Raw genomic sequence first — 14,325 nt, 5'->3', positions numbered from 1 at the left:
AATTGATGATAGTGCAGGAAACCACCATGGAAATCGTGTTCGACCAATCGCTGCTTGCAGCCCGCAAGCGCCGGGCCTTGAGACAAGGCGACCCGAAAGCGGCATTCCTGCTCGACATTGCCGCCGGCGAACTGGCGGAGCGGCTTGGCGTCACCGAACGCCATTTCGACGAAGCCGTCGAGCTGCATGGCACGACCGGCGTAGCTGCGCACCTGGCTCTGGCAACCGGCAAGATCAGCCATTTGAAAAGGATCGAAAGCGAAATGGGTTTTGCCGCTCCCGGCGAGACCCTTATCGAAGCGCCGCCGGAAGAACTGCCGCTGGAGCCGGAATCGGTCAATCTCGTGCTTTCGCCGCTTAGCCTGCATGTCACAAACGACACGCCCGGCGTCTTCATCCAGATCCGCCGCGCGCTGAAGGCGGATGGTCTTTTCCTGGCGGCGATCCCCGGCTCTGGAACCCTGCAGGAATTGCGCGACGTGCTGCTCGCGACCGAAATCGAACTGACGGGGGGTGCAAGCCCGCGCGTCATCCCCTTTGCCGATGTCCGCGATGTCGGTGGCCTCCTGCAGCGTGCCGGCTTTACCCTGCCCGTCATCGACGCCGAAACCTATACGGTGCGCTACGACAATCTCTTTGCCCTGATGCGCGATCTGCGGGCCATGGGCATGACCAATCCGCTGGTCGACCGCAGCCGCAAACCGCTGACGCGTGCCTTCTTCCTGCGTGCGGCCGAGCTTTACGCCGAACGCTATTCCGATCCGGACGGGCGGATCAGGGCGACATTCTCCATCATCTACGTCTCAGGCTGGACGCCGCACGAAAGCCAGCAGAAGCCGCTGCGGCCTGGTTCGGCCAAGGCGCGGTTGGCCGATGCGCTCAAGGTCGAGGAACACAAGCTCAAGCAATAGGCGGTCGCGTCAGTTCTGGGACGCCGCCGAATTCTGTATCGTATTGGACAGGAGGTTGAATGTGCTTGAGAGGCTGCCTCCGAAGGCGCCGACACCGCTGATGATCGCAGCCGACATCAAGGCTGCGATGAGGCCATATTCAATGACCGTGGCACCGGTCTTATCGGTGAAAATACGCCGAACGGAACGCATAAGCTCGAAGCTCCCAGCATTGGACAACTGATGAATCCGATGCTCGTCATGGCATCCGGCAGGCTATGCTCACGCGCCAGAGCGTTTGTGCTTCTTTAAGTCGCAAAAACGCTCTATCTTTTTGTTTCTACGCAATTCCGATGGGAAACCGCTACGCACTTTTCCTGGAATTGCTCTATTGGCAGCCGCTGTCGGCACCATAACCCTGGACGATACAAACCGAACCCGGCTCCTGCTGCAGAACACTACGGCGAATCGTATACCGCTTGCCGTTTTCCGTCTGCGGGATCGAACCCGTGGTAATATTGTCAATATCCGGCGCGCTTGCAAGCACGCGTGACTTGGATTTGTCTGATAGCATCGGGGTCAGAATAAGCGAAAGCGCGACCGCCGCCGTACCGAACAGCAAAGCGATATTCAACGCGCCCGTCCTGCGCGACGTGGAATAGGACTGCTCTTTTTCCTGAACAGCTTTCCAGAAATCGTCGTCCATTATGTCAAGCCTTCTCTAACGCACCCAACAACCGCTTGATTGAGAGAATTCAATGCCAGAAGGTCATAAACGATCCCTTAATATCCACATGCAAATTAATGAGACGTAAAATTCCGGGACAGTGCGTGATTCGCATTATCAGACTGATATTAAATGGCTAATTCTCGTTAACCATATTTGCGACGTATTGCCTTAACGCATTTCAAACCGTCACTGCGTGAACCCGAAAGAGATCCGCCCCACGACGGGACATCAAATTCGGTCCAGAGAGGCACGCACTGGACGAAAATTTCATCGATACATCAAATAATAGAGATTGACACTTGCGCGCCATGATATATCGCCAAGCTATACTTTGTTATCCTGGGTTGCGTGAATTTACACATGGCAGGTTTGCTCAAGGCGGTTGGCGGTTTGGTGATTGGTATTGCGATCCTGTTCGGGATTGCGACGTTGTTTAGTGGAAGTGCAGCCGGCGTAGCGGCGGGGCTGATAGGCGCCCTTTCCTACGCTTTTAACGGCGCCGTGATTTTTGCCCTTGGACTGATGCTCGAACATTTGGAGGCAATTCGCCGCGAATGTGACAGGCAATCTGACATGCTGACGGATTTGCTCCGCAAAATGCCGAAGACGGATGCGTCCCCTCGAGAGCCCGGCGTCTCCCAACTTGATCAGCTTGCAAAATCAAGTTTCAAATTCAGAGATATCTAGACACGGGGGGCGCGACACCGCCCGATACCGGCGCTGCCTCAGCCCTTGCCGTAAAAAGCTAAAGCAGATCCTGCAGGAACGGGATCAGCGGCTCATCGGCCGGCGGCATCGGATAGTCGCGCAGGGCCTGCGGTCGCACCCATTTGATCGCCTGCCCTTCCCGGCCATGCGGGATTCCTTCGTAACGCCGGCAGATATAAAGCGGCATCAGCAGATGGAAGGTTTCGTAAGTATGGCTGGCGAAGGTCAGCGGCGCGAGACAGGCGATTTTCGTCTGGATGCCAAGCTCTTCCTGAAGCTCGCGCACCAAGGTCTCCTCCGGCGTCTCGCCAGACTCGACCTTGCCGCCGGGAAACTCCCAGAGGCCGGCGAGCGATTTTCCCTCGGGGCGCTGCGCCAGAAGGATACGGCCGTCAGCGTCGATGAGCGCGCAGGCGGCCACGAGAACGATCTTTCGGCCAGCCTCGTTCATGCAGCCTCCGGCGGTCGCCAATAGCAATAACGATAGGCTTCGCGGAAACCGAAACGAACGTAGAGCGCCAAAGCCGGAGCATTGTCGGCGCTGACCTGCAACCAGGCGGTCTTGGCGCTGCGCATCCGGGCCCAGCGAAGCGCCGAAGTCAGGATCTCGGCTCCGAGGCCCTTGCGCCGATGCTGCTGCGAGACGGCAACCGACATGACGCCGGCAAGATCGTTGTCCTGCACGCAAAGCGTTGTCGCCACCGGTCCGGCATCATCATTTTCGATGACAAAGAGGCCCGATGGCGGCTTGATGCCGCTCACCACCTCGGCCAATGCCGGCTTCAGAGCCGGATCAGCCTCATCAACGATGAGGCTCGCATCGACAAAGCGGCCGACATCGTGGCTCGGCAGATGATCCAGCATATCAGGCAATTCGAGATCGACGAGATTGGCGGTCATGACGATCGTCTCGTCGAAACACGTCCAGCCGCGCTCCCGTAGGAGATCGATGAGCTTCGGCGAGGCGAGCGGCGTCTCGCGCACGACCATAGGCCTGCCATAGGCTTCGAACTTGCGCTGCGCTTTTGCCAGCCGGATCTCGAGATCGCGATGATCGGAGGGATCGAGCGGCACGACAGAATTCAGCCGCTTCGACGGATGACCCGCCGTCAGCCGGATTTGCCAGCTGCCATCATATTGCACCGACGAGGCGGGCCAGGCCCGGAAACCGACGGCTTCCAGCCTGCGCACCAAGGGCAGCTTGTTTATCGTGGACTGCGCATGCATCAGCTAGGTATCAGCTCCGGTAGTCGCCATTGATGGCAACATATTCCTTGGTAAGGTCGCAGGTCCAGACCGTTGCGCGGCCATTGCCGAGGCCAAGATCGACCTTCACGGGAATATCCTGCTGCTTCATGACATTAGAGGCGGCTTCTTCCGAATAGGAAGCGTCACGCTCACCGTTGACTGCGACGCGGACATCGCCGAACCAGATGGCGAGCTTGTCGCGATCCGCCATTTCGCCCGCCTTGCCGACAGCCATGACGACGCGGCCCCAATTGGCGTCTTCGCCGGCGGCGGCGGTCTTGACCAACGGCGAATTGGCGATCGAAAGCGCGATGCGCTTGGCAGCCGCGTCGTTTTCGGCGCCCGTCACCGTAATTTCGAGCATCTTGGTCGCGCCTTCGCCGTCGCGAACGACCTGGATGGCAAGATCCTTCAGCAGCTCGTTAAGTGCCGCCCGGAAACCGATAAGCTTCGGATCGTCGGCGCGATCGATATGCGCCTGACCATCAGCCGCGGCAGTGCCGGTGGCGAACAGCATCAAAGTATCGGAGGTCGAGGTATCGCTATCGACCGTCATCGAATTGAAGCTCGGGCCGACGCCTTCGGACAGCAGCGTCTGCAGCACGGCAGAAGAAATATCGGCATCGGTGACGACGAAAGAGAGCATCGTCGCCATATCGGGTGCGATCATGCCGGCGCCCTTGGCAATACCGTTGATCGTGACCTTGACGCCGCCGATCTCGGCGGTGCGGGTCGCGACCTTCGGATAGGTATCCGTGGTCATGATCGCCTTGGCGGCCTCGAACCAGAAATCGCTTGTCGCATCCTTCGCCATCGTATCGAGCACACCGGCGAACTTGCTGGCGTCAAGCGGCTCACCGATGACACCGGTGGAGGCGAGATAAACTTCGTTTTCACCGCAACCGACGGCAGCCGCCGCGGACTTGGCGGTCAGTTCCGTCGCCTGGCGTCCCTTGAGGCCGGTGAAGGCATTGGCATTGCCGGAATTGACGACGACGGCGCGCGCGCTGCCGTGCGCCAGGTTCTTCCGGCAGAAATCGACCGGAGCCGAAGGGCACTTCGAGCGGGTGAAGACGCCCGCTACGGCGGCCGGCTTGTCGAAGACCATCAGCAGGACGTCGGTCCGGTTCTTGTACTTGATGCCGGCGGAGGCCGTGGTCATGCGCACACCGCGAAGGGCGGGCATGGATACAAAGGTTTTGGGAGCGAGCGGAGAAACGGAACCGGACATGAGACCCACCTGGACGAGCATGATGCCGAAAAGTGTAGGCGGTTTTCGGATTACATCATGCTCTGCTTTTTAATTCTGGAGCGGATTCAGATTTTAGGTCGTATCGACCTAAAATCATCCGGCTCCAGTGAAGGGCCCGGAAAATCCGGGCCCTGATTGTTTGACTGCTGTCAATTACTGCTGCGGCTGAGCGTCGGGCGCTGCCGCACCGTCGGCAGGCGCAACTGCATCGTCGGCCGGTGCTGCATCCTGCTGCTTCTGCGCGTCGTCATAAGCCTTGCTGAGCGCCGGATCGTTGATGACGACCTTGGTATCCTGCTTGGCCTTGTTCAGGAGTTCAAGATACTTGTCGCGCATGACGAGCTGACGAACCTGGTCCTTGACCTGGTCGAACGGCGGAGGAGGAGCATTGCGCTTGTCTTCAACCTTGATGATGTGCCAGCCGAAATCGGTCTTAACCGGGGTCTTCGTGTAGGTTCCGACCGGAAGCGCGAAAGCCGCGTCCTCGAATTCCTTGACCATGCGGCCATGGCCGAAATAGCCGAGATCGCCGCCGTCAGCCTTGTTTGGATCCGTCGACTTTTCCTTGGCAAGTGCGGCGAAATCCTTGCCGGCATCGAGTTCCTTGATGATCGCCTTGGCTTCATCCTCGGTCTTCACGAGAATGTGGCGGGCATGAACCTCTTCCTGCTTCGGCAGGGCTGCGACTTCCTTGTCGTAACGAGCCTTGACTTCATCATCCTTGATGGCGTCGGCGACGTGAGCCTTGAAATAGGCATTGTGCAGCTCGCGGTCGCGCAGATAGGCCATGTGAGCCTGGAAGTCCGGCGTCTGATCGAGCTTCTCGGCAGCGGCCTTCTGCGACAAAAGCTTCACATCGACCGAAGCCGAGAGTGCTGCGACCTTCTTCTGGTCATCCGGAAGCTGGCCGAGCTGCGGATCGAGATTGGCGATTGCCAGATCGAGTTCGGATTGATGGATTTCGACATCGCCGACCTTGGCGACAACGGGGTCCTTGGCATCGGCCGCGAAGACCGGAGCCTGGAAGGTAACGATTGTTGCGAAAGCAACCGCAGCAAGCTTGTTATACTTCAACATAAAATAACCCTTCGGTGATCTCGACCGGCTCGACAGATGTGAATCCGGCGTGAAAAAGCCTTCAGCAGGAGAATGTGGCCTTTCTGTATCGGCCAAATCCCGTTGACATCAATCGACCCCCCTCTTATCTGTCACGCAACCTCGCGTCCAGAACAGTTTCCGGCCGTTTTGTGCTATACTCCCGTTTTTTTCGGGAATGGATCAAGCAGGAAACGGCAGGATGAAATCTCAGAAAGGACCAGTCACATGGTCAGCCTAGGTGGAATTGCCCGCAAGTTGTTCGGCTCGTCCAACGACCGTCGGGTTAAATCGTTCCAGCCGAAAGTAGCCGCAATCAACGCGCTCGAGCCGGAGATGCGTGCGCTGTCCGATGAAGCTCTGGCCGCCAAGACGGTTGAGTTCCGCCAGCAGCTCGCGGACGGCAAGACGCTGGACGATATCCTCGTGCCGGCCTTCGCGGTCGCTCGTGAAGCGTCGCGCCGTGTTCTTGGCATGCGACCCTTTGACGTGCAGCTCATCGGCGGCATGATCCTTCATTCCAATGCCATCGCTGAGATGAAGACCGGTGAAGGTAAAACTCTGGTTGCCACCCTCCCGGTCTATCTGAACGCGCTGGCCGGCAAGGGCGTCCATGTCGTTACCGTCAACGATTACCTGGCGCAGCGCGACAGCGGCACCATGGGCCGCCTGTACAGCTTCCTCGGCCTGACGACGGGCGTCATCGTCCACGGCCTGTCGGATGAACAGCGCCATGACGCCTATGCCTGCGACATCACCTACGCCACCAACAACGAGCTCGGCTTCGACTATCTGCGCGACAATATGAAATATGAGCGCGCTCAGATGGTTCAGCGCGGCCATAGCTTCGCGATCGTCGACGAAGTGGACTCGATCCTGGTCGACGAAGCGCGCACGCCGCTGATCATCTCCGGTCCGCTCGACGACCGCTCCGATCTCTATATCACCATCGACGCCTTCATTCCCCGCCTGGCGAAGGAAGACTATGAAATCGATGAAAAGCAGCGCTCGGCCAACTTCTCCGAAGAAGGCACCGAGAAGCTGGAAAACATGCTGCGCGAAGCCGGCCTCTTGAAGGGTGAATCGCTCTACGACGTCGAGAATGTCGCGATCGTCCACCACATCAACAACGCGCTCAAGGCGCACAAGCTGTTCCAGCGCGACAAGGACTATATCGTGCGCAACGGTGAAGTCGTCATCATCGACGAATTCACCGGCCGCATGATGCCAGGCCGCCGTTATTCGGACGGCCAGCATCAGGCGCTGGAAGCCAAGGAGCATGTGCAGATCCAGCCGGAAAACCAGACCCTGGCGCAGATCACCTTCCAGAACTACTTCCGCATGTACGAAAAGCTCGCCGGCATGACCGGTACGGCATCGACGGAAGCAGAGGAATTCGGCAACATCTACGGTCTCGACGTGATCGAAGTGCCGACCAACCTGCCGATCCAGCGTATCGACGAGGACGACGAGGTCTATCGCACGCACGCCGAGAAGTATAACGCCATCATCAATGAGATCCTCGACGCTCACAAGCGCGGCCAGCCGGTGCTGGTCGGCACGACGTCGATTGAGAAGTCCGAACTTCTCGCCGACCTTATGCGCAAGCGCGGCTTCTCCAATTTCCAGGTTCTGAACGCGCGCTACCACGAGCAGGAAGCCTACATCGTCGCCCAGGCCGGCGTTCCGGGCGCAGTGACGATCGCCACCAACATGGCCGGCCGCGGCACCGACATCCAGCTCGGCGGCAACCTCGAAATGCGAGTCGAGCGCGACCTGCACGAAATGGAAGCCGGTCCGGAGCGCGACGCGGCCATTGCCCGCATTGCCGAAGAGATCAAGGAACTCAAGCAGAAATCGATCGCTGCCGGCGGCCTCTACGTCATCGCCTCCGAGCGCCATGAAAGCCGCCGTATCGACAACCAGCTGCGTGGCCGTTCCGGCCGCCAGGGCGACCCGGGCCGCTCGAAATTCTACCTGTCGCTCCAGGACGACCTGATGCGCATCTTCGGTTCCGACCGCATGGATGGCATGCTGCAGAAGCTCGGCCTCAAGGAAGGCGAAGCGATCGTCCACCCCTGGATCAACAAGGCGGTTGAACGCGCCCAGAAGAAGGTCGAGGCCCGCAACTTCGACATCCGCAAGAACGTTCTGAAGTACGACGACGTATTGAACGATCAGCGCAAGGTCATCTTCGACCAGCGTGTCGAGCTGATGGAATCCAAGGACCTCTCCGAATTCGTCGGCGACATGCGCCACGATGTCATCGAAGATCTCGTCGCCAGACATATTCCAGAGCGCGCCTATGCCGAACAGTGGGATGCCGACGGCCTGAAGACGGCTGTAGCCAACTTCTTCGATCTCGACCTGCCCATTCATGACTGGGTCAAGGAAGAAGGCATCGGCGAAGACGACATCCGTGCGCGCCTGACGGAAGCGGCTGAAAAGGCTGCGGCCGAAAAGGCTGAACGCTTCGGCCCTGAGATCATGACCTATGTCGAGCGCTCCATCGTGCTGCAGACGCTGGACAATCTGTGGCGCGAGCACATCGTCAACCTCGATCATCTGCGCTCGGTCATCGGCTTCCGCGGCTACGCCCAGCGCGATCCGCTGCAGGAATACAAGGCCGAAGCTTTCGAGCTGTTCCAAGCACTGTTGAACAATCTGCGCCAGGCCGTGACCGCGCAGCTTTCGCGCGTCGAACTGGTGCAGCAGCCGGCCGAGCCGGAGACGCCGCCGATGCAGGCCCGTCATATCGACGCGACAACGGGCGAAGACGAATTCTCACCATTCACGCTTGCAAGTGAGAGCGCTGTGGCACCGGAAAATCGCGATCCGCGCAACCCGGCAACCTGGGGCCGCGTCGGCCGCAACGAGGCCTGCCCCTGCGGCTCCGGCAAGAAGTACAAGCACTGCCACGGCGCCTTCGAAAGCAGCGAAGTGGTCTGAGCCTCGCAAACCGACAGCAATGAGCAAAAATGCCGCCTTCGGGCGGCATTTTTGTTTGCAACGATCAGGGACTACAACAATTCGCCGATAGGCGCCGCCGACAACCATTTCAGCACGCCCACCGCGTTCAGACAGCGGAATGCGGATCCTCATTGTAGAGATGCACCGGGTAGCCCGGTCCAATGACGTCAAGCACCCGATCGAACCAGGCCCTAAGCGCGGGGTAGTCGGCAAGATCCAAGCCGCAATCCGCCGACCTATGGGCATAGGCGTAAACCGCGATATCCGCGATCGAGAACTCCTCACCAACGAGGAACGGCGTGTTCTTCAACCCGCGCTCGAGCGCTGCAAGCGTACGAAGGCTGCCGGCGCGCTTGGCTTCCGCCAAAACGGCATTGAGCTCGAGCCGTCCCGTGAGCGTCCAGAAGCGCAGCGTACCGATGACCGGTTCGACATGATACTGCTCGAAAAACAGCCATTGCATGACCTTGGCATGTCGATAGCGATCCGCCGGAAGAAACCGCGTGCCTTCAGCAACATAGGTGAGAATAGCGTTCGATTCCGCAATCGTTCGCCCATCCTCCAGTTCGAGAACGGGGATGCCTCCTGCCGGATTGAGATCGAAAAAGGCGTCCGTGCGCCCCTCCCCCTCGAAAATGGATACCAGGCGGGTCTGATAGGGAATATCGAGCAATCCGAACAGAACCCTGGCCTTCCAGCCATTCTGCGACGGCAAATAATCGTGAAGTGTGAGCATGAAATCCTCCTCCAATAGACCCTGGATTCTACATGCCGACCAAACCTCCGCCACCCGTTTCCTGCGACGGCTCTCCGAGTGGAGCGGGCAAGAACTCCTCGCAGCCAACGGTTGCTTCTGCACTCACCCGACAGACAACCGACCGCATGCATGACCCCTGACATTTAACTATCGAAAGAACCGATTCTTAACTCTCCTCTGCCAAGACTAACGCGAGTTTGGGATCATACTTAAAGTATTGCGTATCGATCATGGCGGTCTTTCAAACAGCGGAAAGAATGTTGCCGTCCGCATTGCGGGCCGCGCTATCGCCGTATCTGCGCAAAGTCGCCGCTATGCTTACCGGCCGGGACGAAAAGGCAGTTTCACAGCGCATGGCGCTGATCGCCTTCACGATCCGCGTTGCAGGCGCCGCCCTCGCCTTTCTCTCGCAGATCATCCTGGCCCGCCTGATGGGGCGGTTCGAATACGGCATCTTCGTCTTCGTCTGGGTGCTGATGATCCTGTTCGGCAATCTCGCCTGCCTCGGCTTCCCGACCGCCATCATCCGCTTCCTGCCCCAATACGATGCCAACGGCAATCATGATGCCATTCGTGGCTTGAATGCCACGGCACGCCTGTTCGTGGTCGCCGTTTCGGGCAGTCTGGCACTGATCGGCGCGCTGCTGCTCTTCGCCTTCCGCGGCATGGTCGAACATTATTACGTCATGCCGGTTTTCCTCGGTCTGATTGCCGTGCCGATGATCGCGCTTGGAGACGTTCTGGACGGTACGGCCCGCGCCAAACACTGGCCAATCATGGCTCTCAGCCCGACCTTCCTCATTCGTCCGACGTTGATCTTGCTCTTCATGGTGACCGCCATCCTCGCCGGCGCGCCACGCGATGCCGTTACCGCCATGGCGGCGGCGCTTTCTGGCGCCTTCACCAGCGTCCTGCTGCAATATCTTGCGGTGACGCTCCGTCTGCGCCGCCATTATCCAAGCGGCCTGAGAACGACTGAATTCAGCGCTTGGACAGCCGTCGCCCTGCCGATTTTCCTAGTCGAAGGCGTGGGCTACCTGCTCACCAATTCGGACGTCATCGTCGTCGGCATTTTCCTCGATCCGGATGAAGTCGCCGTCTATTTCGCGGCGGCAAAAACGATGGCCCTGGTGCTCTTTGTCTCCTTCGCCGTCAGGGCAGCCATCGGGCCGCGTTTTGCCGCCATCCTGGCTGAGGGCGATCGCGGCAAGCTCGCAGCCTTCGCGACCGAAGCGACGCGCTGGTCCTTCTTTCCGGCACTTGCCCTTGGCCTCGTGGTGCTGGCGGCAGGGCAACTCCTGCTTTCACTGTTCGGCGCGGCCTTCACCGAGGGCCAGATCGTGATGGCGATCCTGCTTGCCGGCATTCTTGCAAGAGCGCTCGTCGGCCCTGCTGAAGTGCTCCTGACCATGGCGGACAAGCAGATGCTTTGCGTCTATCTCTATGCTGTGGCGCTCATTGCCAATGTCGGCCTGAACGTTGCGCTCATCCCGCATCTCGGCATCGAAGGAGCGGCGATTGCCGGAGCGGTCGCCATGGCGATCGAAGCCCTGCTCCTGCACGTCGCCGTGCGCCGTGCGCTCGGCATCACCCTATTCGCCCTTATCCGGCGTCCTGCAGCGCCACCGGCAACGAGGGCCCTCTGATCATGGCACGTCCACCCTATACCGAAACCACCGACAGCCAAGTGAACGCCCTGACGCATACGCTTGCAGCGCTGCATTTCGAAGCACCGAAGGCCGAGGCTCGCGTCGAGGTCGGCCGCGCCGGCCGCGAATTCTGCCTCTATCCCGGCAAGCTCGGCTACGAGCTGCAGGATGAGCTGGACTTCCTGTCCAACCGTGCCATGGAGCCGAACGTCTTCTTCTCCGGCCGCTTCCTCGCGCCCGCCATGCCCCGTCTTGAAGATCGGCAGGTGCGGCTGGCACTGATGCGCGACAACAGCAGCACGCGCAGCCGCATCCGTCTGCTGATGCCCTTCACCATCGACAAGCCGGGCTTTGCAATAGGGCCGTCCATTATCCGGGTCTGGTCGAACTCGTTTGGCCCACTCGGCACACCCTTGCTCGACGCCGAGGATGCCGGCGAAACGCTCGACAACCTCCTCGAGGCGCTCTCCCGGCCGGAACTGCATCTGCCGAGCACGCTCGTATTGCCGGATGTTCGTCTCAACGGTCATTTCGTCCAGATGGCCAAGGTCATCGCCATCGGCCGGAACCTGCCGATCGCCGTCGCCAACCCATTCCAGCGTCCGATGCTCCAGAGCAATGACGACGCGCTTACCTATCTCAAGCGGACGATTTCCAACGCGCACTTGCGGGAAATGCGCCGGCAGTGGCGGCTGCTGGAAAGCCTGGGCGAAGTCACCTACAGCGTCGCGCGCCAACCCCGCGATATTCATGGGCGCATGGAAGAATTCCTGGCGCTGGAAGCAAGCGGCTGGAAGGGAAAGAAGCGCTCGGCGCTGGTCACGGATCGTCACCATGCCGCCTTCGCCCGCGAGGCAATTTCCAACCTCGCAGCCATCGACGCGGTGCGCATCCATACCATCGATCTCGACGGCAAGGCTATCGCCTCGATGATCGTACTCATTATGGGCGGTGAGGCCTATACCTGGAAAACTGCCTATGACGAGGCCTATGCCCGCTTTTCGCCGGGCAAGCTGCTGATGGGCGAGCTGACGGAATGGCATCTGGACGATGCCAACGTCGTCCGCTCCGATTCCTGTGCCGTGCCGGATCATCCAATCATGAGCCGCTTCTGGCACGAGCGTGAAGAGATGGGCACGCTCATCATCGGCCTGACACCGAACGGCGACCGCGACGTCCGCCAGGTTACCACGCAGCTCCATATGTATCGCAGCACCCGCAACATGGCGAAGCTGCTGCGCGAAAAGATCCTGTCGCTTACGAAGCGCTGACCTCGGCGATCGCCCGCTCACGCAGCAGGCGGCGGATCACCTTGCCCGAGGTCGTCAGCGGCAGGGCATCGACGAATTCTATCTCGCGCGGATATTCATGCATGGAAAGCCGCGTCTTCACCCATTCTCGGATTTCGGCCGCCAGTTTGTCGCTCGGCTCGCAACCGGGCACGAGGACAACATAAGCCTTGACGATTTCTGTTCTGACCGCGTCCGGCTTGCCGACGGCTGCCGCAAGCTGTACGGCCGGATGGCCGCCGAGGCAATCCTCGATCTCGCTCGGGCCGATGCGATAGCCGGACGAGGTGATGACATCGTCGTCGCGGCCGACGAAGGAAATATAGCCATCTGCATCCTGCCGGCCGATATCGCCCGTCAGCAGCCAGTCATTGGCAAATTTCGCCTCCGTCGCCGCCTCGTTCTGCCAGTAGCCGAGGAACATCACCGGGTCGGGCCGCCTGATCGCGATCTGTCCCGTCTCCCCTGCTGCGACCTCATGGCCATCAGCATCGACGATCGCGACACGATGGCCGGGGGCAGGCTTGCCCGTCGCCCCGCCGCGGCTGACGCCGAACGCCTCGCTGGAGGAGAGCACGAAATTGCACTCCGTCTGGCCGAAGAATTCGTTGACGCTGACACCAAGCGCGGACCGCGCCCATTCGAAGGTTTCGCGGCCAAGCGCTTCGCCCGCCGAACCGATGGTGCGCAGCTTGAGATCATAATGCGCCCGCGGATTGTCGACGGCCTTCAGCAAACGCAGCGCCGTTGGCGGAATGAAGGCATTGCGCACCTCCATCTCAGCCATGATGCGGAAGGCCATGTTTGGATCGAACTTCTGCGCGGGAGAGGAAACGACGGGAACGCCAAGCATCAGGCTCGGCAGCAGAGCATTCAGGAGACCGCCGGCCCAGGCCCAGTCCGATGGCGTCCAGAGCCGGTCGCCGGCTTTGGGAAAGCCCTCATGGGCGAACTGCATGCCCGGGATGTGACCCGGCAGCACGCGATGCCCATGCAGCGCGCCCTTAGGCGGCCCGGTCGTGCCCGAGGTAAAGATCATCAAGGCCGGATCATCCGGGCTGGTCTCCGCCACGTCAAACAAAGGCGGATGGGCTGCCACCAGATCGGCAAAGCCGGCAACACCCTCTTCGGCGCCATCGATGCTGATCACCTGCGCCAGCTCCGGCAATCGGTCCCGGATCGGTCGCAGCCGTTCGAGGCCGAACCGGTTGGTGACGATGGCCGATGCCCCGGCTGCCCTCAGCCGGTATTCCAGCGCCTCGGCGCCGAACAGCAAGGCCAGCGGCAACGCGATCGCGCCCATCTTGTAGATCGCCACATGCGCGACGACTGTCTCAAAACTCTGGGGCAGCAGCAGCGCCACCCGATCTCCCGCCCGCACTCCGAGCGCGACAAGCGCATTGGCGAAAGAGGCGGAGCGATCCCGCAACTCGCCGTAGCTCATGGAAAAGTGATTGCCGTTGGGATTGAAATGCTGAAGGCAGATCCGATCGGGCTCGTGCCCGGCCCAGGCATCGCAAACAGCGTGCCCCATGTTGAATTTCGCCGGAATCTCCCAACGAAAGTCGCGATAGAGGGCTTCATAAGTATCACGCGGGGGCAATTTCATGCGCAGTTCCAGAAAATGGTGCGATGCAGCTAACACCTGTCGCCTCTGGGGTTCAAGGAAACATTTGAAATCACCGTCTTCCCCCGGGCGCGAATCGCCTTATTTATTGAGGAATACTTCGAAGCTCT

Annotated in this window: 13 protein-coding genes; 5 read left to right on the top strand and 8 right to left on the bottom strand. The window is 60.0% G+C overall.

Going from position 1 to position 14,325, the window contains the following annotated elements; all coding sequences use genetic code 11:
- The first annotated feature begins 26 nt into the window (after nt 1-26).
- A complete protein-coding gene (locus tag FBZ97_RS23170; protein WP_113354197.1) occupies nt 27-911 on the top strand; it encodes a methyltransferase domain-containing protein in 885 nt (294 codons plus the stop codon).
- 9 nt (nt 912-920) lie between these two features.
- Here the strand turns inward: FBZ97_RS23170 and FBZ97_RS23165 are convergent, their stop codons facing one another.
- The gene (locus FBZ97_RS23165; protein WP_069612954.1) at nt 921-1,103 is read right to left on the bottom strand and encodes a Flp family type IVb pilin; all 183 of its coding nucleotides are present in this window, start codon (nt 1,101-1,103) and stop codon (nt 921-923) included.
- 175 nt (nt 1,104-1,278) lie between these two features.
- The gene (locus tag FBZ97_RS23160) at nt 1,279-1,596 is read right to left on the bottom strand and encodes a hypothetical protein (protein WP_069612953.1); all 318 of its coding nucleotides are present in this window, start codon (nt 1,594-1,596) and stop codon (nt 1,279-1,281) included.
- A 384-nt stretch (nt 1,597-1,980) separates the two neighbouring features.
- Here FBZ97_RS23160 and FBZ97_RS23155 point away from each other — a divergent pair, with 384 nt between their 5' ends.
- The gene (locus FBZ97_RS23155; protein ID WP_069612952.1) at nt 1,981-2,307 is read left to right on the top strand and encodes a hypothetical protein; all 327 of its coding nucleotides are present in this window, start codon (nt 1,981-1,983) and stop codon (nt 2,305-2,307) included.
- A gap of 58 nt (nt 2,308-2,365) precedes the next feature.
- Here the strand turns inward: FBZ97_RS23155 and mutT are convergent, their stop codons facing one another.
- The 4 genes from mutT to FBZ97_RS23135 all read right to left on the bottom strand — a co-directional run bounded on the left by mutT (nt 2,366) and on the right by FBZ97_RS23135 (nt 5,905).
- Nucleotides 2,366-2,779: an 8-oxo-dGTP diphosphatase MutT gene (gene mutT, locus FBZ97_RS23150; protein ID WP_113354198.1), complete on the bottom strand. Its 414-nt coding sequence runs from the start codon at nt 2,777-2,779 to the stop codon at nt 2,366-2,368.
- Complete coding sequence (locus FBZ97_RS23145) at nt 2,776-3,555, bottom strand: GNAT family N-acetyltransferase (RefSeq protein ID WP_113354199.1); 780 nt, start codon at nt 3,553-3,555, stop codon at nt 2,776-2,778. Before FBZ97_RS23145 ends, mutT begins: the two co-directional genes overlap by 4 nt.
- Nucleotides 3,556-3,565: 10 nt before the next feature.
- Nucleotides 3,566-4,807 carry a bifunctional glutamate N-acetyltransferase/amino-acid acetyltransferase ArgJ gene (argJ, locus tag FBZ97_RS23140; protein ID WP_113354431.1) on the bottom strand — a complete coding sequence of 414 codons (1,242 nt, stop codon included), beginning with the start codon at nt 4,805-4,807 and terminating at the stop codon, nt 3,566-3,568.
- A gap of 174 nt (nt 4,808-4,981) precedes the next feature.
- On the bottom strand, nt 4,982-5,905 hold the full coding sequence (locus tag FBZ97_RS23135; protein WP_069612949.1) for a peptidylprolyl isomerase: 924 nt from the start codon (nt 5,903-5,905) through the stop codon (nt 4,982-4,984).
- Between the two features lie 246 nt (nt 5,906-6,151).
- Here FBZ97_RS23135 and secA point away from each other — a divergent pair, with 246 nt between their 5' ends.
- The gene (gene secA / locus FBZ97_RS23130; protein ID WP_145322078.1) at nt 6,152-8,872 is read left to right on the top strand and encodes a preprotein translocase subunit SecA; all 2,721 of its coding nucleotides are present in this window, start codon (nt 6,152-6,154) and stop codon (nt 8,870-8,872) included.
- 127 nt (nt 8,873-8,999) lie between these two features.
- Here secA and FBZ97_RS23125 read toward each other — a convergent pair whose 3' ends face one another.
- Nucleotides 9,000-9,629, bottom strand: coding sequence for a glutathione S-transferase family protein (locus FBZ97_RS23125; protein ID WP_113354200.1), 630 nt, complete (start codon nt 9,627-9,629; stop codon nt 9,000-9,002).
- 251 nt (nt 9,630-9,880) lie between these two features.
- Here FBZ97_RS23125 and FBZ97_RS23120 point away from each other — a divergent pair, with 251 nt between their 5' ends.
- Nucleotides 9,881-11,296 carry a polysaccharide biosynthesis C-terminal domain-containing protein gene (locus FBZ97_RS23120; protein WP_113354201.1) on the top strand — a complete coding sequence of 472 codons (1,416 nt, stop codon included), beginning with the start codon at nt 9,881-9,883 and terminating at the stop codon, nt 11,294-11,296.
- 2 nt (nt 11,297-11,298) lie between these two features.
- A complete protein-coding gene (locus FBZ97_RS23115; protein WP_113354202.1) occupies nt 11,299-12,570 on the top strand; it encodes a GNAT family N-acetyltransferase in 1,272 nt (423 codons plus the stop codon).
- Here FBZ97_RS23115 and FBZ97_RS23110 read toward each other — a convergent pair.
- On the bottom strand, nt 12,557-14,197 hold the full coding sequence (locus tag FBZ97_RS23110; RefSeq protein WP_113354203.1) for an AMP-binding protein: 1,641 nt from the start codon (nt 14,195-14,197) through the stop codon (nt 12,557-12,559). The genes FBZ97_RS23115 and FBZ97_RS23110 overlap by 14 nt on opposite strands.
- Nucleotides 14,198-14,325: the final 128 nt, after the last annotated feature.

It is taken from the genome of Rhizobium sp. ERR 942 (assembly GCF_007828395.1).
Lineage (GTDB): Bacteria > Pseudomonadota > Alphaproteobacteria > Rhizobiales > Rhizobiaceae > Rhizobium > Rhizobium dioscoreae.
This window is presented reverse-complemented; position numbering and strand designations above follow the sequence as displayed.